The organism is Salegentibacter sp. 24 (genome assembly GCF_004362395.1).
GTDB lineage: Bacteria > Bacteroidota > Bacteroidia > Flavobacteriales > Flavobacteriaceae > Salegentibacter.
The window spans coordinates 97998-123755 of the sequence record NZ_SNWE01000004.1 but is presented as its reverse complement, the minus strand read 5'-3'; the positions used below and the strand labels follow the sequence as shown (position 1 = coordinate 123755).

Below are 25758 nucleotides of genomic sequence, written 5' to 3'. Positions count from 1 at the left end.
CGGAATAAAAAACGCGGATTTGGCGGCTTAGTTTGGTTTGTTAGTCAAGTTAATTATTTTATTTCTAACGCTACCGGCTATTGGCGATTAACCGTCTTTGTTAGCTACCGTAATTATTAATTTTATCAATTAATGTTTCAATTATTTCTGTCTCTGAAATGGTATTATAATCCAGATAACCAGTTGTAGAAAGAATTCCTGGAACACTAGAATCATCAATTCTTAATGGAAGTATATATTCGTTTTCTTCTTCAAATGCTCTCGATTGAGCTGCTTTTCTTTCCAATCTTGTCCAACGTTTTTTGTTGTAGTTATCAGAGATTAGAATTACACAATATTTAGCCTTAGTACTATAAATTGTACTTAAGTACTCATATAAATCTTTTCCCCACATCTTTGATTTTTCAAAATTATCATAAAATACATCAAAACCTCTATTTTTTAATGACGTTGCTAATTTCTCAGCTATTTCTCTATCTTGTCCGGCAAATGAAATCGCTATATCGAATTCTAATTCATGATCGTTTTTTTCTTTCATAGCTCTAAATTTTTCCTCGAAATTAATTGTTTTTAAAAATGGGAAATGATTTTGTTGCACATAGAAAAAGTCTTCATATCTTATTTTATTCATTTCAAGACAATCATTAATTCTTTCACCAGTCTTTAAAAAAACCTCTTGATCCGCCTCCCACATAAAATCGGCAATTTTTTTTGCCTCTTTTTTAGCACCAGCCCTTTTTAAGGCCGCATAATATCCGGCATGTTCTATTAGTAATTCAGAATCCGTAAATAGCATGAATGCATCTTTCGGAGTAATTAAATTATCTTCCAAAAGTTTTGAAATTTCAAATGCTAAATAAAATCCTTGCATATAATCTCTTCTAAATTTCGGAGCACTATCCAAGTTGATTTTATCTCTACCCAAAGACTCAATTATAATTTTTTGATTAAACTCGTCAAGTTTAATTGGGTTTATCGTTTCAAACCATGTTTTTTCTCTTCTCAGAATACTTGTTAAAGCTAGATATAAATAAGGTATTGCCATTCCTCTTCTACGAATGTAATTATAGTAATGGATATCCCATTTTCCATCTATTTTTTGATAAAGAATTGAAGTATTTAAAAAGGTTTCGGCTTTAATTCTTCTAATCTGTAGTTTATGGAGAGAAATGAATTTTTTTATTTCATTCATTCCTTTAGATTCATCTCGAATTAAAAGGGAGTCTATTTGCATTTGGAATTATTCTTATAATTATGGTAGCTAAAGTTCTCGTTTATCGACAGTTGGCGGATTAAGGGAAGCGGATTTGTCAGCTTAGAATTGGTTTGTTGGATAAGTTAATTATTTTCTTTCCACCGGTGGTGCTTATTGGCTATGAGCCGTTATTAGCGGCTGGGGCGATTGTTATAAGCTTCTTCTATCCATTTTCCAATATTGTTGTAACCATCATCGGTTTTCCAATTATATGTTTTAAATCTTTCGAAAAAGTATTTTTTTTCATCTTTATAACTAGTAAATATTGGACCAAATGAATTGTCACCTTTTTCACTGGTATATCCATCTTTATCTTTTAGAGTGTGAACATAAATACCAAGTATACCATTTCCTTTTTCCCAGCTCTTTTCCAGTTCGTATTTTATGTAGTCTCTGTTATTCGTATCTTTTCCTATGAGAACTACAGTTACAGAGGTGCCAACTATTTGGTCTCTAATCCACCTTTTTATTGAGTCATCTCCTTTCTTTTTTAGCTCTTCAAAAGCAGCAGCATCTATAAATCCAGATGCTTTACGATCATCCTTAATTACCCAACTATTTCTAACCTGCATAGCCCTCCAAACATCATTTTTGTAATGAAAACTGAAAAATACTCTTCTTGCCATTTTAAATTTTATTGATTAATAATTGATTTTAATAATTTTCGAAACATGGCCATATAGGCAAAATCTGATAAAAGTCTCTGATCTGGTTTTGGACTTATGGAATTAAATATTTCCAATGAAGCTGCACCGGAACTAGCTACAGGAATTAATAATGCATCAGAATGCAATTTTCTAAACAAATTATATTCTTCGATGACACCATCCATACCACCAATAAATATTCCAGCTTGAAATTTATTTTCCTCCAACATTCTCCTTCGTAAGAGTTCTACGCTAGCTTTTTCATCCACTAATTTATCTGTATAAACTATATTTTCTATGGATTCATTCTCTTTAGGAAAAGAATTCTCGAAAAAGTTTGACTGGTAAAGGGTAATGTGATTTTGCGGATTGACTTTCAAGACTTCCAGAATAAATTGGATCAATGGAGTTATCGAGGGATGGCCGCCCCATATTAAATGTGCGTGCGGAATCACGACAGTCGCTAGTGCTCTAACAGCATCTCTAATAGCAATAATGTCAGCTGTTTTGTAAAAATCTTGGTTTTTAGTTTTAATAGGAATACTAGCCGACAAGAATATTTTATTTAAATCTTTTTTAGCCATTTTTCTGCCTCTATGATTTTAATAGTTTTTATCGGTAAATAATTGTCTAACCAAGATAAGTGATTAATCCATTTTTCTCTAATATTTCTATGGTCATATAAAATGTATGCTTTTTCAACATTTCTATTTTTTATTTGGGAAATTAACTCTTCAGACTGGTTATAAGTAAACGCTTGAGGTACGCCCACCGTCGGTATTATCACTACTTCTTCATTATCGCTATTTTTTAACGTGATAAATTTTTCTGATTGTAAGCAAGCTGCTTTTCTTAAATTATTTGCCGTAGAAAGAAATTCAGAAATAATATTATCCTGCCTGGATGCTAGGCTTCTGGCTCTTAATGATTCTGATTGAGAAACAATTTTTATTAACGATTCATCTCTTAAAATACTTCTAGAATTTATTTTACCATTTTCAATAAAATCTGAAGTAGTTAATTTCATTGGTATAGTAAGTTCCGCTTCTCTTTCTTGCTTGTGATCAGGCCAAATTAGCTGGTATATTCCAATTGACATTGAATTTGCTTTCGCCAATTCCTTGGTTGTCCATTCACTCTTTAAGAATCCAGATGTATTTAACAATAGGACTAAATCTGTATCTGCCATCCTATGCCATAACTCATCTTGAAATGGTTCTCCAGGTCTTACACTATGAGTATCTAAAAAAACATCAAAGCCATTAGCTTCCAATTTTTCATATAGTTGTATTGCTACAGAACTTGATTCATCCCTTTTGTAACTTATAAAAACTCTCCTTGATAATCTAAGTAAGCTTAAACCTTCTAAGGTACACGAAACTAATTTTTCAATATCATATTTTGAATTTAGTTCAAAACCATTTATGCTACGCAGAATTTCTGGAATTTCAGAATTTAAATTTTTTAGATTACTAACTACTGGTAAAATTAGAGAGCTATCAGCTAATAATTGCTTTATTAAATCTAAGTTTTGGTAATTACTATTGGTATCACCGAAATAAATACAAAAAACAGGAAAATTTGCTCTATACCTATTAAAGTTTTTTTCACTAATAATTTCTACCGAGTCTGAATTCATACCCAATTCTTGAATATGCTTCAGAAACACAGAAATTACCTCCTGTTTAAAATCATTTGTTGATCCTAATAAAATTAATTGATATTTAGCTTCCATTATTATCTTCTTAGCCAAGTCTCTAATGTATCCCAATTTCCATCAGGATACCAAACGAAATAGCCTTTTCCATTTTTATATTTAAAATCATTTATTTCAATTCTTGGATAAACTTGCAAATATTCATTACCATCCCAATTACCTCTATTTTCGGCCAGTGGTAGTAGAGCCATTTTTTTCTTATTTAATTTAAATGGATCAGCGATTCCTACCTCCCAATTACACCATCTAGAAACAACAGCGTTATTTGTAGCTAGAAGTATGAATTTATCATTTCCTGATATAATCTGATTTTTTAATCTTTGTGCTGTAATTCCGCTAGTTCTCTCCGGCATAGTTTGATCCGCCCAATCAACATATACTCTTATATCCAAATTTTCAAAAAATAATTGGGCCTGTTCAATTATTGAACGATCTTTATGGGAATGAGATAAGAAGATACTTGTTAAGGAAGAAGATTTTGAAAATTTTCTGGTTTCGTTTGCTACACCTTTTAAGCCTTGATATCCTGCTTTTTCTCTAGCTATTGAGGAAAATTCACTTCTTGTAAATATTGCCATTTATATATTCATTTCGAGGACTTGTCGCTAACTTTCCCGGTTATCTCAAGTTCGGGATTAAGGACGCGGATTTGTCGGATTAGTTGTTTAATAATTGGGCTTCTATAATAGCAATTTTTGGAAATTACTCGTTATTTGCGATGAGCCGTCTTTGTTGGCAGCTGTGCGTTTTACAGTACGAAAATAATTATTATTTGAATTAATAATACCGCTAAATATAATGGCCAAATAGTATTTGAAAATAAACAATCTGCAACTGAAAATTCTTCTTTTTCATACTGGCCCGTATCCATTGAGAAATCAATGTGAATGTTATCCTTCTTCCTTACTTCATTATATAAAGCTCTAAATTTTCTTTCCTGTCTTAGAAATAATGTGTTTATATACCAAAATGCGATAGTAGAAATTAATGAAATTATGATGAATTTTTCATTAATATCATTTTTGCCAAAAAGAAATAAAGCCGAAACTAAGGTAATTAGCCAACCTTTTATTATAAATGAGTTTGTGCTCATTCTATTTATTGTATTCTGAATAAATTCAAGATGTTTAATTTTATTATCAGTCATTTCTGAACTTTTGATTTAGTGGTTTCATTCTATACAAATTATCTAAAGCCTTTTCTTTTTGAAACTGAGATTGATTTGTCCAAGCCAATAAATCTTGCAATGATAATTTAACTAAATGCGATAATTCTAATTGATATTCAATTTGCAGCTCTGATCTTTTGCTTTCACTTAATACCGATCTATCAGAAAACATCTTAAACTGTGTTTGTAATCTGGAGGGTGTTTTCTTTCTAATTATTCTTGAGGTATTTAATTCTGAAAAAATCCAAGGTGAAAAAGTTTTTTCATTTGCGGAAACAGAATTAGGTGTGTTTAGGAAAATTATGCATTCTGTTTTATCAATCATATTATTTAAAGCTGTCGATAACATCATATGGACGTGGCTTGTAGAGAAATTTCTAGAGTTATAATCATAGGTGTCAGAATTTTCATTATAGCAATATTTATTATCTATTTTCTTTAATAAATCACCTGAGTATCCCCAGACGGTTGAGTCTAGAAATACAATAATTTCAAACCGATGATATAATAATCCAGCAATATAAAGAGCAGTATCTAAGTCCTTATGAGAATGTGATAAAAAAATATGACATTCTATATCCGGAAACCAATCTGCCATAATTTTATCTCCATCTAGAGATCCATTATCAAGTAGGTAATTATTTAATGAAGGCTGAACGTGGTCCTTTAAAATCTTATATATTCCTAATCCAGTTTCGTGATATTTCCCGGTTTTGAATTTTTGATCAATTTCTAAATTGAAACCTCTATACATATTTTTTAATTAATTTATAGCATTGCTGCCAACGGTCTCGCATAACGAGAAGTAGTGTGGATTTATGGATGCGTATTTGTCGGTTTAACGGTTCTGTTTGTTATGAAAATTAATTTAGTGCTTTTCTATTAATCCCGCCATTTGCGTTATTTGTTAGCTCTCGTCTTTTTGTTCTGCTTATCAATTTCTTTTGCAATATTTTTTTTCAACAACCCGAAAATTGAAGTTTTTATCAAATCAGTAAATCGGTTCCCAGCATTGAACTTTTCCCCAAGTTCATTTTTTTTAAAACTTTCATTCAAAACTTCCATAACTTCATCAATGGAATCGGCTAATGCTTTGTTGGTTAATTTTTTAAATTCAAGTTCGTGATTTTTTTCAATGACTTCAATTTGCCTGTCAAGGGCCGCCTTCTTTTCTTCTAGGATTTTATTTTCTGTAGTTTCTAAATTTTGAATTATCCGAATACATAAAAAGATAAACCCCTTGTAAAGTTTATCCTCTTTAAGCATAAGACCAAATTCTTTATGCTTATCAAACTCATCATATAATTGTAGAAGTCTTGTTTTCTTATTTATTCTTGAATTTACAGTTTCAAAGGAATTGGTATCTAGATTATGGATGAATTGATTCCTAATCTCCATAAAGAGTATTAGATCATTATAAAGATTTTTATCAATTTTTTTTATATCGTATAATAAGTCCGCTTTTGATTTAAATGATAATGCAGAACCTTTTGTTCCAAATGTTTTATTATTAAGATTTTCTATATCCAGTAAACGCATTAAAATTTGAGATAAATAACTTTCTATATGAATTGATTTTTCTAAAATTTCTGATTTCAGTTTAATGTTCATTTTTTTCCTAAAATATGAGAGCTAGCGGTTACGGTTATCGCAAGTTACGGGACTAGGGACGCGGACTTGTCGGCTTAACCATTTTTGTTTCCTGTTTTCTAAAATTATACTTTTTTGATAACACCCGTCATTTGCGATGAACCGATATTAGGGCTAGTATTTATTAATCTGGATATTCTTTTATTTCTCTCTCTGTCTTTTTTTCATCTTTGAACCAACCATATTTATCAGCAAGATTCTTTAGGTATTCTTCTATCTTAGTATTTAATTCAGTTGCTTGAAATAGTCCAAATTTCCATTGTTTCAACTCCGTTGTAGCAGCTAATAGTAGTATTCTATCAAACTGATGAAAATATGAATAAAGTTGCTGAGCGTGCAATAAGATTGTTTCTACATCTTTTTCTGATTTCTCAGGAGGGTAATAAATAATTAAATATCCTATTCCATTATATTCAAAAATTCTTCTACCAAGAAAGCCTTCTTTATCTTGGTATTTTTCAACCATCTCAAATAAATTCTGAGCGATAATTCTTCTCTCAAATCGGCTAAGGCCCATAAGTTCTTTAGCCAACTGTTCTCCTCCTGGAACTTTTAGAACATCATTTTTTATTAAATCATCAATGAAATAACTTTTTTCGTCTTCAAGTTTTTTCAAAAAGACAGATTTATTTTCCAAATAATTCTCCCATCTTCCTTCTAAATTTTTGGAGGTTTCCTCGAATTTTGAATATAATTCAGGCTGAAATTTTCTTTCATTTGTTAAATAATGAGCTAATAAATCTCGTTCTGAACAATTTAGCTTCTTATCGACATTTTCTAATAATAAATTATCTCTTACTTCTAAATATTCAGTTAGGTCCTTAATCGTATCCAATTCCTCTATTATGGACTCGAAAGTTTCTCTGTTAAAGATGGTAACTGATCCTTTTTGTTTATTGTGGTCAATTAATTTATAGCCATCGATGTCTTCACCTACACTTACAGTAATTCGGTAAATTTTTTTGTATTGAGATGGATTAAATTCTTCAGCTCCTTTTTCTGGATGTTCAATTATTACCTTTTCCTTGTTTTTGAACAACTTTTTCTCAGCTCCAAATAATTGATTAGAAGATTTTTCTATAACTTTTTTCTGAAATCTTTTGTGGTTGCCTTTGACTTGGTAATTTTTTACTGATATAATTATTGCAGTATTATAAAATAGAATGAGTAAATCACAAATTTCCTTCTTATCACCATTTAAATCTTTTGGATTTGGATAACACCAATACTTCAAATAAGCATTATGGGATAAGTTGTTTACAAACTCTTCTCCTTCATCTCCTTTAGTTTTAATTATCTCAGTTTTTCCAGGAGTTTTTTTATAAATCATTTTAAAATCTTTCTTTATAAATATTAGCCCTAACTAGTTATATCTCAAATAAATTACCATTTTAATAATAAATATTCCGAGATAAAGCAGGTTTCGCTAAATATAAAACATTAAAATAAAATGAGGTTATGGAAAACCGTAAAGAAAGGAAGTTGTGATTAATTTGAGAAGTAAAAAATTACTTTGAAGAGGCAAACTCAAACAAAAAATTCTTTGGAGGGACACTAACAAGCTTTAGTTAGCTTCAAGCTCAGTAATTCGCTTCTGCAGTAATGATTTAGTCTCTTTTAAGGATTCATTGGCGTCTTCTAAAGCATTATTCGCTTTTTCTAGAGCATCCAATTGATTTTGAAGATTAACTAATTTATCGCGTAAAACTTCTGGATCAGTTTCTTTATTAATTGAATTAGCAGAATCTTTTTGTAACATAGGACCATTTCCCGTAAGTATCCATTCCGCACTATACTGGGGATAATTATCAACCAATGCAATTAACCATTTTGCTTGAATATCCGTTCCTTTACTAATAGCTCGGGATAGGACACCCTTACTAGCACCAATTGTTTTTTCTAAACTGGTAATGCTTACCCCTTCTTTGTGGGCAATTTCAGTGAAAACTTTTAAAATATTCCTCATAAAGAAGATAATTATCTTCAAAATATTAGTTTAGTTGATAATTATCAACTATATTTGGTTTTGTTCCGAAAAATGGAACAAATCAATGAACAGACAAACTTACGTAATTTATGAAGAAAACTTATAACACGGGGGTACTAAAAGTACTTGCATGCAAATATAAGGTTACTCCTCGTTACATACGATATTGTCTGAATGGTGATAGAACCCCGATATATGCAGATGAATTAATAGCAGAATATAATCAAAAATTGGAGCAGGTAGAAAAGGCATTAAATTCAGATAAATAAGTCAACTATCTGATTTTAAAATGGCTTTTTAGGAAGACCTCAACTTAGATGGAATAGTCTTCATTTAAATCACTAATAAAATTAATAGGGCACATTATGTTACAGCGTATTTTTGAATTATTACAGCAAGGCCATCCTGATGCTTTAGAGTTTATATATATTAAGTATAAACGAACTCTCTTCTGGGTTGGTAGGCAAATTCTGGATGATGATTTTGCCGTAGAAACCATGGTTCAGGATACCTTTCTCATACTGTGGGAAAAAAGGGACCGGATAGAACGACCAGAACATATTTACTATTTCCTTCGAATGGTAATGAAAAGGGAATGCTACACCTACTTCACTACCCCTAAAAATAAGTTTTTTAGAACCGTCAACTCGCTGGAAAGTTATGATAACTACCAGGAATATTTGCACGGTTATGATCCAGAAAAAGAGGATCCGCACCTACTAAGCCACCAGGCGCAACAAACAGCTTTTGATAGGATAAGTCGTGTTTTCCCGTTACTTAGCGCGGAAAGAAAGCGGCTGATAGAACTTTGTTTAAAATATGATTTTCGCTATAAAGCTATTGGTCAATTATTAGGAACGAGTATCACGTACACTAGCAACGAAGTAAAAAATGCTATTGAAGATATTAAGAATATCATCCACCAGGGTAGCAATTTGGATTCAAAACCAATGGTAGCGATAAAAATTCAGAGAAAAATGACCCAGGAACAGGAAAAGGTGCTACAGCTCCGTAATGAAAAGCAGTACTCCTTTGCTTCCATTGCAAAAGAGCTGAACCTTTCTCAAAAGGAAGTACACCAAGAATTTATGGCCGCCTATAAGCTAATGCAGCTTAAACACGAACAACAACAATCGGCTTAGTGATGGGAAAAGATACGCTAAAACTCACCCGAAAGATCCAATTACTGGTTGATCTGCCTACCAAAGCAGAACGAAAGGAGGCCTTGGATAAACTTTACCAGTGGCGCAACCGCAGCTTTAAGGCAGCAAACCTTATCGTTAGTCATCTCTACGTTCAGGAAATGATCCAGGAATTCTTTTATTTAACCGAAGGGATAAAATATAAACTGGCTGATGAAAAGAAAGATGAAGCTGGTATCTTAAATCGTTCCCGGATGAATACCACATATCGTGTAGTATCCGACCGTTATAAAGGGGAGATCCCCACCAATATCTTAGGCAACCTGAACAATACTATAATTAGCTCCTTTATTAAAAACAGGCAGGAATACTGGAAAGGAGAACGTTCTTTAATGAACTTCAAAAAGGATATGGCTTTTCCATTCGATATGGAAGGCATCAAAGGATTAACTTATAACGAGGAGAAAAAGGCCTTTTGCTTTCGCTTTTTTTCAATTCCCATGAAGACCTATCTTGGAAAGGATTTTAGCGATAAACACAAATTATTAGAGCGGCTTGTAAAAGGAGAAACCAAACTATGCGCTTCTCATATTCAATTGAAAAAGGGAAAAACCTATCTCTTAGGTGTTTTTGAAATTGAAAAAGAAAGACATACCCTTAAACCAAATATGATTGCAGAAGCTTCTTTGTCTTTGGAATATCCTATAATCGTTAAAGCCGGCAAGTCTAAACTAACTATTGGTAACCGGGAAGAGTTTTTATACCGAAGACTGGCCATACAGGCAGCCCGAAAAAGGGCGCAAGATGGAGCAACATTTTCCAAATCGGGTAAAGGACATAAAAGAAAAACAAAAGCCGTCCAAAGGTTCTACGATTTGGAAAAGAATTATGTAAGTAACCGCTTGCATTTATATAGCAGGAAATTAATTGATTTTTGCGTTAAGCACCAGGCGGGTACGCTGATTTTATTAAATCAAGAAGATAAAATTGAGATTGCCAAAAAGGAAGAATTTGTACTGCGAAACTGGAGCTATTATGAACTGATGACTAAAATAAAATACAAGGCTGAAAAAGCCGGTATTGAACTTATAACAGATTGACGATTTTATGAGGGTGCTTGTACACCCGCAAGGTGAGGTTGCAAAATACACTCACTAAATGCGCTTAGCATATACAACGGCGTGGGCTTTCTTATATTAATTGTACGAATTGGATTCAGCCAATATATGAAGGTATTTTAGGATGCGGAATATTCAAAGGTCTTAAATTATTTAAATTTAATGTATGTCATACTTTGATTACTAAATTTATCATTCTAATTCTTCAAGTAATTTAAGAGGATCTAAATCATGAAACAACTCATCTTTCGAAAATTTAAGTGGGTCCAACCAATCAACTTTTTTGAAACCAAATGCTACAAGTTCCTTCATTTCCTCAATCAGATTTTCATTCTCATCACAAGCGTTTAAAAAAGTTCTAAGCTTATTGGCCTCGTGCCAAAGATCTGATTTTTGCTTAATTAAACGTAGTTTTTGGATTTCTTCTTTTTGTATTTTTTTTCTTTCTTCTTCTTTTTTCTCCTCAATAGCCTGCTCCTTTCTTCGCTTCGCATTTTCAACCTGCCATAATCTTTCCTTTTTAGCGGTTTTCTCTAGATAGGTTATGATTATCGGCAATTTTTCAGCAAGTGACTTAGTAGGGGTTTCTTGCCATTCCTTTTTTCGGGAATATTCTCCCGTGATAATACTCAAAAGTCCGATAGGGACTAATTTACTAGATTGATAACTTGATTTCTCAGTTTCATAAACTCTCTTTGATCGCTCTCTCATCCGAATAGCGATCTCTATCCCCTCAATTACAATGTATGCCTCATTATAGCAGAACAAAAAATAATGCCCCCTTTCCTTCATCACCTTAATAAAAGTATTTAAAAAACAAAGAGCTCTTTTATATGGTTTTCTTGAGGCACTTACCCAAATTCTTCCGTAGTTATACCTTTTCGTGTAATCTCTAATATTATTTACTACTGGATGTTTCTTGGGATTATCAGATAACATTTCCTGGATAATAGGATCCGGATTTTTTGGCAATCGTTTAGGAACTTCTAAATCGTTTGACTTAGTATTAGAATCAATAGCTTTAAGTTTTCCGGCTGTTTTAAGCTTCTTTGAATTTTCTTCCGTTCTTTTTATCAGGTGAATTTTTCCCGTATCATTATAGGCTTGAGGTAATTTCGGTTTATTTATCTCCTTACCAAATTTCCTTTTCATCCAATATCCATTCGACGGCAAAGGAATTTGATATTCCGTACACAGATTTTTAAATTCCTGATACGATATTATATAGTTTTTACAAAACCATAAAATACTCTTTTCCCAGCATAGGTTAAAGAATTCCTTTCTATCAAATTCAGTTTTCATTACAATAAAATTATAAGTAGTACGGACTTTACCTGTAAATTTATAATGTTCCTGTTAATTTTGAAATAAGTTGAAGATGGATAAAGAGTGGAATTTTAAGTGCAAATTTTAATACCCGCTCAGCCCATTCCCCTGCATTTCGCAAAAGCTTCATTTCGGGGAAAGCGCTTCTCTATAAGAGTCTTGGGCATCCTTTTTATATACCACAAAATTCCTGGTAATATAATAATTCCCACTTCACAATTAAATTTAGATTGAGAATGGAACATTAAGGAAGCCCGCCTAAACGGATTTATATTCTTGCATTTACTTCGCTTCCGGTTGTTTTTCAATTTCACTATTTCCATTTACTTCCCGGCCGTAGCTGTCCCTACCTTTTTTGTAATGCAAAATACCAATATTTAGAAGTTAGTCCAGACTGCATAAGCCAGTCGCTTACTCCTTTTTATAAGTCTTCCCTAATTCTAAATATTGAAAATGTATCAGCATCAAAAAAGGTAACAGCAAACGGCTCTATAGGAAGTAAATCAATAAATAACAATTATGAAATCATTTCAAAACAACATAACCGGAAACGAAGTAAAAAAATCAAAAAAGGAAAACGCTTCGGATATAATAAGTAAATCAATGTTTAATCAACCTGCAAAGAAAAGCAGGTATCTAAATCTTTTAATTATGAGTAATCTAAGAAACCAAGTACAGTTAATCGGAAACGTGGGGAATGCCCCTGAAATCAAAAACTTCGAGAGTGGTAAAAAAGTAAGCAGTTTTTCACTGGCTACCAATGAATACTATCATAAAGAAGGAGAGAAAATCCAACAAACCGACTGGCACAATTTAGTGGCCTGGGGAAAACAGGCGGAGCTTATCGAGAAATATGTTGATAAAGGTAAAGAAGTGGCCATCCGTGGCAAACTAACTTCCAGATCCTATGAAACCCAAAGCGGAGAGAAACGATATGTTACCGAAATCCTGGTGAGTGAAATCCTGTTTTTGGGAAGTGGTGAAGCTGCCGGTAATTAAGCTATCCAGACTTTTAATTCTCGACTATCGAGTATAAACAAAGAGGGCGTCATCGTCGAAAAAGCGCCCTCTTTTAATTATTAATCTATTAAATCAATAATTATGAAAACCAAAGTTAGTGAAATAAAAATATCCTATCGCAGCAAAGTAAAGCTTAGTGAGACGCCAAAAATAAAATCTTCCGCTACCGCTGCAGAAGTCCTGTTTTCCAACTGGGATAAGGATGAAATAGAAGTCAGCGAGAGTTTTAAACTTTTGTTGCTGAACAACAATAACCGCGTAAAAGGGATCTTTGAAGTTTCCAAAGGCGGGATAACCTATACCCTGGTGGATTTACGCATAATTTTCGGGGTTATTCTAAAGAGCCTTAGTACTGCAGTTATCCTTACTCATAACCATCCCTCGGGTACCCTGTTACCCAGTAACCCCGATAAGGATTTAACCAGTAAAATTAAAAGGGCCGCAGAATTATTTGATATCAAGATTTTAGACCATTTAATACTTACCCCCGGTGGTGACTATTATAGTTTTGCAGATAATGGAATTCTTTAAACCTAAAGGCCTTTGATTGTTCAAAGGTTTTTTTGTAGCTGTTAAATTCATCTCGATAAAAATTGTTATATTTAAAACGCTAATCTTTAGCATTCAAAATTTATGCAGGGGTATCCTTTTTTGACTTTCGCCGATAGACCTGCACAGCAAAAAATTATTAATCCGGAAATTTTTTCCTGGGAATTGGCAATGGGCTTTGACTGGCTATAAAGACAGGCAACAGACCAAATTGTACGGAATTTTTGTCCCGCTGCGCGGGACGAAAAGGAGTAGCAAGAGGGTAACACGCTACGCGATGTTAAGCACTCCTCTTATTTTATAAACAACTGTAATTCAGTTGTTTAAAATTTATTTAGATTCCTGAGTTTAAGCAATTTGCGACAAATGCCCTGCCAGGGCCCAGTTTTAGGAAAGAATTTGCGACAAATCGGCGAATTATGGACTCATTTATCGGCATCAGGTTCAAAAAAGAAGCAGCAAAACGTTTCCAGGAATTTTCAAGAACACACTGCAAATCACACACCGAAGCCCTGGAAACAATGCTCGACTTTTTCTTCTATAATGAAATTTCTCCCCACGAAAAATTAGGCCCAACCGGGAGGACTATTGAAGCTTCTTTTAAGAAACGTATCAATGCAGTTATTGCCATTATGCGTGATATGGAAAAAACCCAAACCAAACCTACAGCAGCGATGATCGCCTCCCTTTTCCAAACCGAAGCACCCAAACAGAAACCCTTGATACTGGAAAAGAAAATCCTCCAGGAGAAAAAGGAAAATATTTCAAACTGGGAGGAAGATGGTTTCCGCGAAAGCAATAATTCAAAATAATGAAAGAGGTCAATTACATACGTCACCTAAACGGAGTATTGCGAAAATTCGCTGATGATGACAAAATCTCGTCCTCACACCGCAGTTTATACCTAGCATTTTTTGAACTATGGAATCAGAAACGTTTTCCGAAAACCATTATGATTAATAGTAAACAGGTGATGGCGCTAGCTAAAATACGTTCCAGGACGACCTACCACAAATTACTTGGGGAGCTAACAAACTGGGGATATCTTAAATACCATCCCTCCAGTAGTCCCCAAATGGGATCCCTCGTGGAGATGTCCAGATTTGATACACAACCTGATCAAAAAATGGACAGGACTTATCCAATTTCTGAACAGGTACCTGTCCAAAAATTGGTATCTTTTAATAAACATAAGAGTAAACATATAATAAACTCTTTTATAAACACTTGTCCAAAAAATGAACAAGAGGTTATTGAGTTTTTTAAAGGAAAAAATAGAAGTACCCTGGAAGCTAAAAAATTCTATAATTTTTATGAATCTATAGGCTGGAAATTAAATGGTAAAAATCCAATTACAAACTGGCAGGCCTGCGCCCGAAATTGGATACTAAAAGCTGACGAAATAAAAAAAAATCGAAAGTTTAATTCACCACCCCAGAACCGGGACAACTTGCATACTAGTAAGGATAAAAACTATGGGGAGCCGTTGTGAAAAATAAAATCACAAACCCTTCCTGCAAAATTTAAAATTTTTAATCAGGCATTTGTAAGAAGAATGACTTTTAATACATTTCATACCGCCGTATGGTGGTATTCAAACTAATAAAAAGTATATTTTCAGGATTGGCCTATAGCTCTTTTATAAAGGAATTTTTTAGTCTTTGGCAAATTACTATTGTCAATTATACTTATATTTTTAGCAAAATATTTATTTGAGGCACTAGAAACTACTCCAGGATTTTGAAGTGGTTTAAAAGAAGTCAAATTAAATGTTCTGCCATTAAAATCTGCTGAATAAAACCTATCCTTTAAACCATTCATCAATAAAAAATCAAAAGCAATTTTTCCCTTTACCTTTTTAGTTTTTAAACTAATTTCGATTTCACCCAACAGTTCATCTACTCTCGAATTACCAAGAGTCAATACCATCCAAGCAAAATCTCCTTTTGGAAGTTTCTTTACTAAATAAGATTCCTTTGGATACATTTCTTTAGCTTTTTAGTATAGTGTAACTACTTTCTATAACGTTAATTCCTGTATTAATAATATGCTCAGCCTCCGACCTATCTAAAGTTTTAGAAGTACTTACAGTTCCATCCATATGGAATAGCGAATGTCTTTGGGTTTTGTAAAAGCTATACAAATCGCAAACGGCTTTTTCAAATTCCCGAGATTTGATATCTTGTTTAACTTCTGAACTAAATGTAAGACTTATTCCTCTATCTTCAAAAAGGGGACCAAAACCATCTTTTGTAACTAATTTACCTTTTGATGCAAATAATTGTTTCATTACCCCTTCTATGCCCCTAAGAATTGGAAAAGCAAAAACTGCATAATCAGTCAAGGCTAAATCCGTTTTTCTTAATGCTATTGATGGACTGATTACACTTTTTATCTTTTCATCCAAATGATCACTGGAGACAGGAAGTCTATTTTCCAATTCTCCAATTATATCGTCGGACGTCAACTTTGTTTCGTAAAATTCTAGTTGAGTATTAATTACTTCTTTAAAAGGAAGAAGTTCGGAAAGAATCATTATTGCATCGTGAAATAGCATTCTTGGCTTACCTTGCGCTTGAAAAGCACCGTTTTTATAATGGTTTAAAACAAGTCCATCCCCTTGCTTGCCTTTTAATTTAATGTGCCTACCGATTTTATTATTTTTGTCAGATAAAATTTCAGCTTCACACTCCTCAGCAAGGAACTCCAACACAACCTGAAAATCCTCATCTCTAATAGCTTTCAGGTAAAAACTATTAGCATTGAATACTTTAACACTACAATTCTCAACAATAGTTGTTGCAATCGAAGTTGACCATTCTACATTCTTGCCTGTGTTAGGCTGTAGAGTCGTCGTTCCATCCCCATTAAAATAAATATTTAAACTAGCTGGATTATAGCCTGTAGAAATAAATTTATAGACATGAAATCCTTCGGCTTTTTGTGTTAAGGAAATATCCACAGATGATTCTAGAAAATTTTCCAGAGTTTCTTGAATTTTGGCTCTATTTAGATTTAACTTCTTAAATGACATAAAAAAATTTAAGTGTGCTATATTACAAATATTAAGAATAACAATTACATCATTGGGTTCAATTGAACGGAATAATAGTAAAAGATCTAGTTCCTATTAAACTAGCTCTTTACAAAGGTCACCTCACAACTCTTACAAGATCGTTTTTCCTGAACATACTCATTGATATCATACCATCCACCAGTTTTCTGCCAGATATCCAAACCTCTGCCAAGAATAATTTTCCAGCCATTATTCAACTTTATATATCGATCATGAATAAAATCATCAAATTCATACTCCAAATTGATTCCCATACTTTCTAAAGAATATCGCATCGTGTTAAAAGCTTCTTGAGCATTTTCAATATATTCTTCACTATTGCTAGTAATCAATTTTAGCTTAATTTCTTCATTCGGATCTTTTTTCTCCGAAAGTAATTTCACGAACTCCATGAAGTTCCTTAGTTGGTATGGTAATCTTATATACGGATCAACCAAGGTTATTTCGTTGGCTCCTACCAGATAGGCACCGAAAAGATTATCATATGATATACCTGTTTGGTTGTCTCGAACAACCTTTTGTTTACCTTCAAGATTTTCTAACCTATTCTCTTCATTGTTATATACGGGAACCTCCACAGCATCTTTCCTTTCGTCTTTTTTCTCCTGAACCTCCGGCACACCAAATTCCAGCATTTCTAAGGTCTCAACTTCAATGCGTTTACCTGAACTTTTAATTGTATAGCTGAAATCTACCTCTTCAAAAGTTTCATCCATTTTCTGAAGTTGCTGCTTAACTCTTTTTCGGTTTTCAATTGCAAGGTCTAATAACTCCTTTGCGTTTTCTTCTTTTAATTCCCCATCGGGATAAACAACCTTTGCTAAACCAGAGAAAGTTTTTGAAATGCTATTTTTATCACGGGTTGTAATCGAATCGGATAAATCAAAAAATTGGGTATAGTCATGAGTCCTATCCTCCTTTCTTAAATCTCGTAAAACTTCGGCCAGGTAATCAACTATAAAACCGTAATTAGAAGTGAACATTTCGTTTCTCAGCTTCTGAATCTCCCAACCAGGTATATAGGCATGTAAACGATCTAAAAAAGCTGAATCATAATAATCCCTCGGCAATGCATCAAAAAGATCACTGTGCTTAAGCATATAGGGAACTGAATGATCTGTATTACCTACGAAAACCATGGAAGCTGAGGCACCGTATACTTCTGTACCTCTAGAGAATGACTTATTTGCCATATAGTTTTTCATGATGTCAACTAGTCCTGTATCTGCTCGCTTAGTTTTACCTGCAAATTCATCATAGGCCACCACATCCCAATAACCAACAAGACCTATATCTCCAGTACTGTTGTTCACGAATAATTTCGCTTTGGATACTTCTCCTCCAGATATAAGAATTCCATGAGGTGATAGCTCCGAATAGATATGGGATTTTCCAGTTCCTTTCGGACCTAATTCTATTAAGTTAAAATTATTTTCGACGAATGGTATTAATCTAATTAGTTGGAGAAGTTTTGTTCTTAAGGTAAATTCATCTGGGTTCAATCCAATGGATTGCATTAGAACATCAATCCATTCTTCCTTAGAAAATTTAGCTCTTTCTACTTTAAACTCGCTTACATCAACATTAGAGATTTGTATTGGCTTCAAGGATTCGATAAGCCAGGGAATATGATCTCGTTCATCAGATGGAAAATAAGCCAATGTTAGAATACACCATACACCGCTAGAAAGAAGTTTCTGATGTTCCTTTATGATCTCGTCAGAAATTGGTATTTGTTTCAAGCCAAGATTTGCAAAACTTGCTTCATACCGGTCCCGCCTATCGTTAAGCTTTACAGAAACTTTATCGATAATCCTATGAGATCCTTTTTCTCTTATTGTAGATTTAATTATCTGAGCTTCATCACGATGTACAAAATGTTTGGAAATAATATTCTTGACGGTCTCAACTCCTTGATTAATCGTTTCTTCATCATCTGTTGCACAATATTGACCTAATAAATACTCAAGAACATAGGTTGGAACAATTGCATTTCCTTTTACAAGTTTGGTAAGATCCTTACGAACTACTTTACCACCGAAACTTTGATTTAGCTTTTGATCCAGTTCTACCATTTTATTTTGATTTAATCGAAATCGCTTGAAAAAGTAATATTTAGTGTGTAATAGAAATCTTTATAATTTCTCCATTTATTAGTATTTTCCAACGGCTCCTCAAGGATTAATCTTACCCTCTGATTTTTATATTTTCCGCTGGCTTTTTTGCTTAAGTGAAACTGATGTTTAACTTCCCTTTGCCTCTCACTGCCTTCTTCTATATCGAATTGAAAAGTAAACTGATCACTTAAAAGCTCTTCATCTTCAGCATAAATTCCAGCTCTAATTTTTCTTGCTAGGACGTTTTCACCTACCAAGCTTTGTTGAATAAAAGATACTGGCAATATGTTAGTAGTAATCCTGTCGGTTGATTTAATAATATCAATTTCTACTTTCCAAACTGTGTCCTGACGTTTCTTAGAAACCTTAATCAAGGGGATGATGACCTCCTGAGGTGTTGTTCCTCCATGAACAAATCTACTTCCTGCACCTTTAACCCGTAACCTATTAATAGACTTAGGAATCAGCACCTCTAAATTTGAATTCTGCAATCCTAATTGATCATGGGTAAACACTTTTGTTGAAGTGTCCCCTTTAAGGTTTGTACCAATTACAAATCTTCTGTTTTCCTTCCATATTTCTCCCTGATGGTCTGAAATACTAAAATCACTTTCTTCTAATTTCTGATTCTGGTAAATAAATCCATGATCAGAAGTAATTAGAATATTATTCCCATTAAGACCTGCAATTTTTCTTAACAGATCAACAATGTAACTCAACTCTTCCTCAACAGCATCGAAAACTCTTTCCTCGCTAGCCTTATCATCACCTGTTTTATCTATTCGATTGTGGTATATGTATATCAAATCATACTGCTTAGCAAATTCACGGCCTTCCCCCCCAGATTTGACACTCATCCGCATCAGTTCATCTGCCTTAATTGCAGTCGCCCTTACACCAGAATTAACTTCAAGTATCTTTTTTCTACCCTGAATCCCATTTGCAGCCAATCCATCTACTAAAACACTGTCACTATTCTCCTTAATTTCAATCTTTTCATGTGGAAGTAAAGCTCCCATCCCTAATTGAGTATAAGAAGGCACGCTACTAATTAAATGGTTTAAAGAAGAGTCAAACCTATTTTCAGACTTTAATATTTCATTTAATTCCACTCCGCATTCATATCGAAAAGCATCCGAAATAATAACAAATAGTTTTTGCCCCCTATCCAAAAAAGGCTTTACATGATTATTAAAAAACTTGTGCTGACTTTCTTTTCTGTCAACAGGCCACATATCCATTTTGTCGATCACTTTCTGCCAGTCATTATTATAAGGAAGTAGCCATGAATTACTATAGTTTTTTTCAACCTGATGAGATAGTTCATTTAGAACACTATTATTCTTTGTTTGACGATAATTCCATATAAACTTTCTGTAGGCAAGATCGACCTCATAAAGACTAATCGTATATTCTTTTACCGCTGCTTCAAAACTACTGGAGTCGAAAGTATTGTATTTATTTACCAGATCAATAAGCCGGGCCCCAGATTCTATTGTATTATAGAAATCAGAATATTCTTTATACCAAAATTTATTTTCACGTCTTTTTATAAAAATTGCAAGCTTATCATAATTTAGATTATTAGAATTTATCTGGGAGACTAATTCATGAATAATCTTTTGATCAGTTAATCTGAAAATATCATCAGAGATAAGTTCATCTAATTGAGCATGAATTAACTTTTCCTCGATTTGTAAATCTTCTGCAATCTTTTCTGATATCTCTCCAAAGTAATCTCGAAACGGAAGTGTATTCTTCCAGGTACTTAATACTAGTCTGGACTCATTACTTAGATTTTTATTTTTACCCAGGACAAAATTGTGTTCAAAGAGATCAAGTAAAAAATCATAGATTGATGGCTTATCAGAATGGTAGTTATACACTTTCCCTATCTCATTCCAAAAGAATCTACTCAAACTGAAACGATCTAAAGACTTATCAAAATTAGTAGTTTTTGAAACCGCCAGTAACGCATACGACTGAACAAACTGATCTAGGTTGGTAGTTTCAGTACCAAAAACAACTGTTAGCATCTTGCATCTTATAGCATGATGTTCATCTCCCTTAACCAATAGAGCTTTTAACTTTTGCTTTCTTTCTTTTGACCTAAAGAATTCTATATGCTCGGCTACTAAATCCTTGAAGTGATAATCCAGTCCAAGCTCTTGAAGAAACATCGCTTCTTTATCCGTATGAAATACATGATTAGCTAATTCCAAGTCTAATAACCAATTATCTTCATTAGCAGGTTTTTCATATGGCAGGTAAAGAAGAAACTTGTCGGTTTGGGAACTCTTCAAAATTTTATACTTGACTTCAAATTCATTTCCAGCTACCTCTAACTTATTTATATTGGTAATATTAATATCTGAAAACTCATCTACAAATTCTTTTTTGCCATCATACCAAAATATTACTCTATGATCAACAAAGAGTTTCTTTAAGGAACCTAAAATATTTTCTATACTCATTCTATCAATTCTAATTGGATACCCTTATCGGTTACCTTTATAATCTTTACTTCTATTTCTTGATCTTCTGTAAAAGCTTGTTCAAAATCATTTTTCAGATGGTTTGGTAATTTAGATTTGTGAAGTAAACCATCCCCTAAATCTTTAAATTTTACAAAAACACCGAAAGGAACGACATTCTTCACTTTGCCTTTTAATTCTTTTCCTACATTTTCCTGTTTTTCCCTTCCTTTCTTAGTTGGATTATCTAATATGGAAATATTCTCAGCAATTGGAGAATCATCAAAAGATGGCATTTCTATGTAGGAGACCCTGGCTCCATTTAAATCGTGAAGATTCCGTTGCCTTCTTCTAAAATCCTTTTTATTAAAATTTATTACTTCATTACTTCCCAATGATTGAATCTTCCCAAATTTTCCTCTTTGATGAATCCAGACTATTTCACCCTCAGAAACAGGTTTTCCTTTATATCGCTCAGAAATCCAAAAATCTTCAGCTTTTCTGTAGATTTTTTTCAAAGGCTCAACATCATTCTGATCAATACTGTAGAAATCAAATAGCTTATTATATTCCTGCTTGTTTCTCCAACCTTCTTCCTGGAGGATTCCAGCAATTAATTCGGCTAGCAATTTACCATCTTCAGGTCTATCTAGTTTATATAGAATTTGTGCTTGAAGAAGATAAAGTCCAATTAGAAACTTAGGTTCGTTACCATAAAAGGCCGCATCTACTGCGAATTTCCAGGCCTTACCATAATTTTCCTGTTCAAAATATAGTTCGGCAATATCTCGATAGAGGAACCACTTACTACTTCCAGCTTTTGAAGAAAGTAATTTCTTGAACAAGTGTTCACTTGCTTCATAGTTGCCTAATTTTTCTTCACATAGAGCAATTCTCATTTTGAACCAAAGATCATTATCGTAATGAAATCGATCTAGCTCCTCTAAGGCCTGCTGAGATAATGATATACAGTCTTCAAATTGATTTTGTTTTAATAGAGCTTTGGTTTTTAGGGCGAAATACTTTTCCAGATCGGATGCCTGTTCTTTTTCTCCAAACTTTTCTGTAGTTATGGTATTAGGAATTATTGATAAGTACTGAGCATTAATTACATCTAAGATCCTATTCACTTTAGGAGCATTAAACATGTTATGAGAAAATGCATCTGCGAGTTTAAATGCTATAATAGAAAAAGGGCATGGATAACTATTATCTTCCCTTAGATTTTTCTGTGATATTTTATTTAATTGTTCGGTTATTGAAGTTTCGTAAGATAATATCTCAGCTTCCGATTTCCCTTTTATAAACCTGTCAAAAATTAACCAGCCAAATATTCCATTGACCATATCTGAATCTGGAAACTTACAAGCTATCTTGCTTGGAAAATCAATATCTACATTTGGTATTTTCCTCCCAGCCTTTAAGGCAAACATTCCATTATAAGCATTGAATTGTTCTGGATAGTTGTCCCATATCTGCCTATAGATTTTCAGAGCTTCCTCAGGTTGAGAATCAATTAAGGCCTTAGCCCGAGTATCTAGATTGCGTTTATCTTCCATTTAAAAGGATATTTTCAAGTTCCTGACTTAGCTCTTCATTGGACTTTCGCAAAACCGTAATAACGCTTATAAAGCCCCGATCATTAAAATATGCTTTGAATTCTACCTTTTCATTATCTCTATTATAAATAAAAACATCATCATATTCATGAGATTCAATTAAGAAGAGATTCCCCCCTTTAGTTTTACTTTGCTCGATCCATTTATAATATATTTCAAATCGAAAATCCTGAGGGATATTTTTAGATTTCGATTGGCTGTCGTCACCCGAAACTTCTCTAAGTTTTTCAAGCCCTTTCTCAAATTCACCATTTAAAATCTCTCCATTCCTTTCTGTTCGAATAGAAGTAACCTTAGATTTAGCATTACTATTGAAGGCAATCACCAGCTGTTTTTTATCATCATCGGGAATAGAGTAAAATGCCTTCGCTAAATATTGATTATTAAATGCTGTTTTTTCAAGTAAAATACCTGAGTGTCCCAAGTGAGATGAAAAGATTGAAATAGCGGATTTTACATTATGATTAATTTCATCCTCAATTTTCTCATCTAAACTCCGAGGGATCGTATAATTCGGAAACTCCAGTTCTTTTTGATTTTTATTAGACCATCCAACTTCATCTATGTCAACAAACCGACAATCCATAAGAGGATCTATTTCTACAGGATTTAACAGATAAATTTTGGAATGGGATATCGTAGCAGCAGAATATAACCAGCGAAAATAGGCTTCATTTGTATAGCCTCTATTTTCCCCTTGGGAACCGTTAATACATATATTTTCGAAACGGCTACCTACGGCCTTATGAACAGTAATACACCAGCCATATTTAGCTAGAATGGAATTTAAAAATGGATCTTCAGCATATATTTTACGTTGAACAAATTCTCGATATTCTCTTCGATAAGTCTTTTCAATTTTATTAGCCTTCCTTTTTTCCTTCTCCAATTTTGTTTTTACTTTCTCACCATTATCTAAAGCTTTCTTCCACTCAAAAATTTTCTTATGATGATCTAAAAACTTATTATCCTGTTGAAGCTTTCTATATTCTTCGGAATCTTCAAAAGGATGTTTTTTTAAATATTCCGCTATTTTCTGATTCACATAAACTCGGAATGCAATCTCTTCTTCCTTACTGAGTTTATCTTCCCCATTAAAATAATTGGAGGATAACCAAACAATGGCCTCAGGCCTATTATCTAAACTCAAACAACGAATTTTAAGCTTCTGAAATTTTAATTCTACAGGATGTTTAAACGATTTTGAATTGACTGTCTCGATATGATCTTCCAGGACTTCCTTCACCAAAAGATACATACCATTGGTTATCGAGGTTGGGATTCCGAGACCAGTCTCGTCTGGAGTTTTGATGTTATTATTCATCAACAACAAATCGCCTGGAGAAAGGTTTGCAGAATTCTTTAAATAATGCTGTTTTATAAAAAGATTAATTTTTTGTGCATCTTTATTGGAAAATACCAGCATCGAATTATCCGGTTCTGAAGTTACAGGTTCCGAAAACCATGCTTTCAAAACCTCCAAAGTTTGAAGCCTATCCTTTTCGGTAAAATTCATTTGATCAAAAGGGTAAATTAAGTTGTTAAAACAACTTGCATCTATAGAATTCGCCAAATGCATTCTAAAATCAACAATAGGTCCTGAAATCTTTTCACTAGGAAGGTTCCGATAAACATCTATAAAACCACTGTATAATTCTTTAAGTGTTTCTTGGGCTAGAGCTGATTCATTTTCATTCCCGTAGGAAAGTGAGAATGGATCACCGATACATATTAACTTTCTATTGGTTTCATCAAGTCTCATAAAGCTTAAGAAATCTTCCAATAATCTTCCTGAACCGAATCTTAATAAGGGACTTTGGTTTAAGCTCCTAGTAACTAAATGCCCTTCATGAAGAATTATCATACCTTTATCATCAAGAATGTCATCAGACTTCAACCCAATTATCTCACGTTCATCTAGCCCTTCTTCATTTTCCTCTTCCTGATCATCCTCCTTTGATTTTTTTTGTTTCCCTCCGTAAATGCTTGTGTATATACTATGCGATTGGATTCCGGAGCGTTGCTTAATTTTTCTTTTAATCCTGGATGAATGTGACCATACTTCGGTTTGGGGAATACCGTGATTGCTAGCTTCTCTTAAAATATAATTGACCCATTCGTCACGTTTCTTATATTCCATGGATTCTAGTACAAGAATCCCACTTTCATCCTTTTCCAAGAATTCGGTAATTTCACTCTCAATGTCAAGGTCAATTTGTTTTACTTCAGGTTCTTTGGGCTTTTCTTCTGGTATTTCAATTACTTCCTCCCATTTCGAAGCCGGAAAAATCCCTTTTAATGCTTTAGCCGAATCTTCGGCAAACGTGTTGACGCTATTATAATCATAAAGAAAATTAGCTAAGCCCTCTTCATCAACAATTTGATAATAAGGAACACTTCTAGGCGCTCTTCGATTTAATTCTATTGGGCCTGAAAACAGATTTATAGCACAGACCCGGGACGGATTTAAATTTGCTTTAAGTACAGTACTAGTATTAATAACCTCATACATTACCTGCCTATAGGATTTTAACTGCATAAAGGGATTAATGAAGCTGTTACCACCCTTTATTTCTATTCTTTGCTTATCCTTTTCAGTTTCAGAATACCATTTAGTAATTGCAAAATCATCATCCTTTTTTGGAATTTGAATTTTGCCATCGTAATCTTTTAAATCAATTATAATTAAACCATGATTATAGAGTAAAATAGCATCAGCCCTAAACCGACTAAAATCATCTGAATCTGGATTTCCGATTAACAAACCATCCCAACCTTTATGGTCAAAAAGCTGTATTAAGTTCTTCGCAATTCTTCGAAACTGATAATTTTCATGTGAATGTTCTGCTCTGTTGTGTCGGACTTCTAATGCCATTTTAATTTTACTGTTTCA

Annotated in this window: 24 protein-coding genes; 7 read left to right on the top strand and 17 right to left on the bottom strand. The window is 33.3% G+C overall.

All coding sequences use genetic code 11. From position 1 onward, the window contains the following. Positions 1-100 precede the first annotated feature (100 nt). The 10 genes from DET49_RS04080 to DET49_RS18565 all read right to left on the bottom strand — a co-directional run bounded on the left by DET49_RS04080 (position 101) and on the right by DET49_RS18565 (position 8403). A complete protein-coding gene (locus tag DET49_RS04080; protein ID WP_133546823.1) occupies positions 101-1234 on the bottom strand; it encodes a toll/interleukin-1 receptor domain-containing protein in 1134 nt (377 codons plus the stop codon). A gap of 152 nt (positions 1235-1386) precedes the next feature. Next, positions 1387-1881, bottom strand: a complete 495-nt coding sequence (locus tag DET49_RS04075) for a TIR domain-containing protein (protein ID WP_133546822.1) — start codon at positions 1879-1881, stop codon at positions 1387-1389. Positions 1882-1889: 8 nt separating this feature from the next. Beyond that, positions 1890-2486, bottom strand: a complete 597-nt coding sequence (locus tag DET49_RS04070; RefSeq protein WP_133546821.1) for a hypothetical protein — start codon at positions 2484-2486, stop codon at positions 1890-1892. Continuing rightward, complete coding sequence (locus DET49_RS04065) at positions 2468-3637, bottom strand: toll/interleukin-1 receptor domain-containing protein (RefSeq protein ID WP_133546820.1); 1170 nt, start codon at positions 3635-3637, stop codon at positions 2468-2470. Before DET49_RS04065 ends, DET49_RS04070 begins: the two co-directional genes overlap by 19 nt. A gap of 2 nt (positions 3638-3639) precedes the next feature. Next, positions 3640-4197, bottom strand: a complete 558-nt coding sequence (locus DET49_RS04060) for a toll/interleukin-1 receptor domain-containing protein (RefSeq protein ID WP_208109617.1) — start codon at positions 4195-4197, stop codon at positions 3640-3642. Between the two features lie 170 nt (positions 4198-4367). Continuing rightward, positions 4368-4766, bottom strand: a complete 399-nt coding sequence (locus DET49_RS04055) for a hypothetical protein (RefSeq protein ID WP_133546819.1) — start codon at positions 4764-4766, stop codon at positions 4368-4370. Next, entirely contained in the window at positions 4759-5541 is a 783-nt protein-coding gene (locus tag DET49_RS04050; protein WP_133546818.1) for a hypothetical protein, read from the bottom strand. The genes DET49_RS04055 and DET49_RS04050 overlap by 8 nt, the downstream gene beginning before the upstream one ends. Positions 5542-5687: 146 nt before the next feature. After that, positions 5688-6398 carry a hypothetical protein gene (locus DET49_RS04045; protein WP_133546817.1) on the bottom strand — a complete coding sequence of 237 codons (711 nt, stop codon included), beginning with the start codon at positions 6396-6398 and terminating at the stop codon, positions 5688-5690. Between the two features lie 163 nt (positions 6399-6561). After that, positions 6562-7767 (bottom strand): hypothetical protein, encoded by a 1206-nt coding sequence (locus DET49_RS04040; protein ID WP_133546816.1) that lies wholly within the window; start codon positions 7765-7767, stop codon positions 6562-6564. Between the two features lie 234 nt (positions 7768-8001). Continuing rightward, positions 8002-8403, bottom strand: a complete 402-nt coding sequence (locus DET49_RS18565) for a hypothetical protein (protein ID WP_208109616.1) — start codon at positions 8401-8403, stop codon at positions 8002-8004. A gap of 110 nt (positions 8404-8513) precedes the next feature. Between DET49_RS18565 and DET49_RS04030 the strand changes: the two genes are divergently transcribed. The 3 genes from DET49_RS04030 to DET49_RS04020 all read left to right on the top strand — a co-directional run bounded on the left by DET49_RS04030 (position 8514) and on the right by DET49_RS04020 (position 10666). Continuing rightward, a complete protein-coding gene (locus tag DET49_RS04030; protein ID WP_133546815.1) occupies positions 8514-8693 on the top strand; it encodes a hypothetical protein in 180 nt (59 codons plus the stop codon). Positions 8694-8789: 96 nt separating this feature from the next. After that, a complete protein-coding gene (locus DET49_RS04025; RefSeq protein WP_133546814.1) occupies positions 8790-9566 on the top strand; it encodes an RNA polymerase sigma factor in 777 nt (258 codons plus the stop codon). Positions 9567-9568: 2 nt separating this feature from the next. After that, the gene (locus tag DET49_RS04020) at positions 9569-10666 is read left to right on the top strand and encodes a transposase (RefSeq protein WP_133546813.1); all 1098 of its coding nucleotides are present in this window, start codon (positions 9569-9571) and stop codon (positions 10664-10666) included. Positions 10667-10876: 210 nt separating this feature from the next. On the opposite strand, the gene DET49_RS04015 is transcribed toward DET49_RS04020, so the two are convergent. Next, positions 10877-11836 (bottom strand): hypothetical protein, encoded by a 960-nt coding sequence (locus DET49_RS04015; protein ID WP_166636537.1) that lies wholly within the window; start codon positions 11834-11836, stop codon positions 10877-10879. Between the two features lie 825 nt (positions 11837-12661). On the opposite strand from DET49_RS04015, the gene DET49_RS04010 reads away from it, so the two are divergent. The 4 genes from DET49_RS04010 to DET49_RS03995 all read left to right on the top strand — a co-directional run bounded on the left by DET49_RS04010 (position 12662) and on the right by DET49_RS03995 (position 15071). After that, positions 12662-13009 (top strand): single-stranded DNA-binding protein, encoded by a 348-nt coding sequence (locus DET49_RS04010; RefSeq protein ID WP_133546907.1) that lies wholly within the window; start codon positions 12662-12664, stop codon positions 13007-13009. Between the two features lie 102 nt (positions 13010-13111). Continuing rightward, positions 13112-13561 (top strand): JAB domain-containing protein, encoded by a 450-nt coding sequence (locus DET49_RS04005; protein WP_133546811.1) that lies wholly within the window; start codon positions 13112-13114, stop codon positions 13559-13561. A gap of 437 nt (positions 13562-13998) precedes the next feature. Continuing rightward, the gene (locus tag DET49_RS04000; RefSeq protein WP_133546810.1) at positions 13999-14391 is read left to right on the top strand and encodes a BfmA/BtgA family mobilization protein; all 393 of its coding nucleotides are present in this window, start codon (positions 13999-14001) and stop codon (positions 14389-14391) included. Further along, complete coding sequence (locus tag DET49_RS03995; protein WP_133546809.1) at positions 14391-15071, top strand: hypothetical protein; 681 nt, start codon at positions 14391-14393, stop codon at positions 15069-15071. Before DET49_RS04000 ends, DET49_RS03995 begins: the two co-directional genes overlap by 1 nt. A gap of 125 nt (positions 15072-15196) precedes the next feature. Here DET49_RS03995 and DET49_RS03990 read toward each other — a convergent pair whose 3' ends face one another. The 6 genes from DET49_RS03990 to DET49_RS03965 all read right to left on the bottom strand — a co-directional run bounded on the left by DET49_RS03990 (position 15197) and on the right by DET49_RS03965 (position 25740). After that, positions 15197-15565, bottom strand: a complete 369-nt coding sequence (locus tag DET49_RS03990; RefSeq protein WP_133546808.1) for a type II toxin-antitoxin system RnlB family antitoxin — start codon at positions 15563-15565, stop codon at positions 15197-15199. Positions 15566-15569: 4 nt separating this feature from the next. After that, positions 15570-16613, bottom strand: a complete 1044-nt coding sequence (locus DET49_RS03985; RefSeq protein ID WP_133546807.1) for a type II toxin-antitoxin system RnlA family toxin — start codon at positions 16611-16613, stop codon at positions 15570-15572. A 101-nt stretch (positions 16614-16714) separates the two neighbouring features. Continuing rightward, positions 16715-18730 carry a BREX system Lon protease-like protein BrxL gene (gene brxL / locus DET49_RS03980; RefSeq protein ID WP_133546806.1) on the bottom strand — a complete coding sequence of 672 codons (2016 nt, stop codon included), beginning with the start codon at positions 18728-18730 and terminating at the stop codon, positions 16715-16717. 11 nt (positions 18731-18741) lie between these two features. Then, on the bottom strand, positions 18742-21246 hold the full coding sequence (pglZ, locus tag DET49_RS03975; protein ID WP_208109615.1) for a BREX-1 system phosphatase PglZ type A: 2505 nt from the start codon (positions 21244-21246) through the stop codon (positions 18742-18744). After that, entirely contained in the window at positions 21243-22805 is a 1563-nt protein-coding gene (locus DET49_RS03970; RefSeq protein ID WP_133546805.1) for a S1 RNA-binding domain-containing protein, read from the bottom strand. The genes pglZ and DET49_RS03970 overlap by 4 nt, the downstream gene beginning before the upstream one ends. Beyond that, complete coding sequence (locus tag DET49_RS03965; protein WP_133546804.1) at positions 22795-25740, bottom strand: nuclease-related domain-containing protein; 2946 nt, start codon at positions 25738-25740, stop codon at positions 22795-22797. The genes DET49_RS03970 and DET49_RS03965 overlap by 11 nt, the downstream gene beginning before the upstream one ends. Between the last annotated feature and the right edge of the window lie 18 nt (positions 25741-25758).

Coding starts and splice junctions, on each gene's coding strand:
- DET49_RS04030 (WP_133546815.1), top strand. CDS start 8,514: ATGAAGAAAACTTATAACACGGGGGTACTAAAAGTACTTGCATGCAAA.
- DET49_RS03985 (WP_133546807.1), bottom strand. CDS start 16,613: ATGTCATTTAAGAAGTTAAATCTAAATAGAGCCAAAATTCAAGAAACT.
- DET49_RS04005 (WP_133546811.1), top strand. CDS start 13,112: ATGAAAACCAAAGTTAGTGAAATAAAAATATCCTATCGCAGCAAAGTA.
- DET49_RS04040 (WP_133546816.1), bottom strand. CDS start 7,767: ATGATTTATAAAAAAACTCCTGGAAAAACTGAGATAATTAAAACTAAA.
- DET49_RS04050 (WP_133546818.1), bottom strand. CDS start 5,541: ATGTATAGAGGTTTCAATTTAGAAATTGATCAAAAATTCAAAACCGGG.
- DET49_RS04055 (WP_133546819.1), bottom strand. CDS start 4,766: ATGACTGATAATAAAATTAAACATCTTGAATTTATTCAGAATACAATA.
- DET49_RS04045 (WP_133546817.1), bottom strand. CDS start 6,398: ATGAACATTAAACTGAAATCAGAAATTTTAGAAAAATCAATTCATATA.
- DET49_RS03970 (WP_133546805.1), bottom strand. CDS start 22,805: ATGGAAGATAAACGCAATCTAGATACTCGGGCTAAGGCCTTAATTGAT.
- DET49_RS04015 (WP_166636537.1), bottom strand. CDS start 11,836: ATGAAAAGGAAATTTGGTAAGGAGATAAATAAACCGAAATTACCTCAA.
- DET49_RS04025 (WP_133546814.1), top strand. CDS start 8,790: ATGTTACAGCGTATTTTTGAATTATTACAGCAAGGCCATCCTGATGCT.
- DET49_RS03995 (WP_133546809.1), top strand. CDS start 14,391: ATGAAAGAGGTCAATTACATACGTCACCTAAACGGAGTATTGCGAAAA.
- DET49_RS18565 (WP_208109616.1), bottom strand. CDS start 8,403: ATGAGGAATATTTTAAAAGTTTTCACTGAAATTGCCCACAAAGAAGGG.
- DET49_RS04065 (WP_133546820.1), bottom strand. CDS start 3,637: ATGGAAGCTAAATATCAATTAATTTTATTAGGATCAACAAATGATTTT.
- DET49_RS04020 (WP_133546813.1), top strand. CDS start 9,569: ATGGGAAAAGATACGCTAAAACTCACCCGAAAGATCCAATTACTGGTT.
- brxL (WP_133546806.1), bottom strand. CDS start 18,730: ATGGTAGAACTGGATCAAAAGCTAAATCAAAGTTTCGGTGGTAAAGTA.
- DET49_RS03965 (WP_133546804.1), bottom strand. CDS start 25,740: ATGGCATTAGAAGTCCGACACAACAGAGCAGAACATTCACATGAAAAT.
- DET49_RS04010 (WP_133546907.1), top strand. CDS start 12,662: ATGAGTAATCTAAGAAACCAAGTACAGTTAATCGGAAACGTGGGGAAT.
- DET49_RS03990 (WP_133546808.1), bottom strand. CDS start 15,565: ATGTATCCAAAGGAATCTTATTTAGTAAAGAAACTTCCAAAAGGAGAT.
- DET49_RS04000 (WP_133546810.1), top strand. CDS start 13,999: ATGGACTCATTTATCGGCATCAGGTTCAAAAAAGAAGCAGCAAAACGT.
- DET49_RS04080 (WP_133546823.1), bottom strand. CDS start 1,234: ATGCAAATAGACTCCCTTTTAATTCGAGATGAATCTAAAGGAATGAAT.
- DET49_RS04060 (WP_208109617.1), bottom strand. CDS start 4,197: ATGGCAATATTTACAAGAAGTGAATTTTCCTCAATAGCTAGAGAAAAA.
- DET49_RS04070 (WP_133546821.1), bottom strand. CDS start 2,486: ATGGCTAAAAAAGATTTAAATAAAATATTCTTGTCGGCTAGTATTCCT.
- pglZ (WP_208109615.1), bottom strand. CDS start 21,246: ATGAGTATAGAAAATATTTTAGGTTCCTTAAAGAAACTCTTTGTTGAT.
- DET49_RS04075 (WP_133546822.1), bottom strand. CDS start 1,881: ATGGCAAGAAGAGTATTTTTCAGTTTTCATTACAAAAATGATGTTTGG.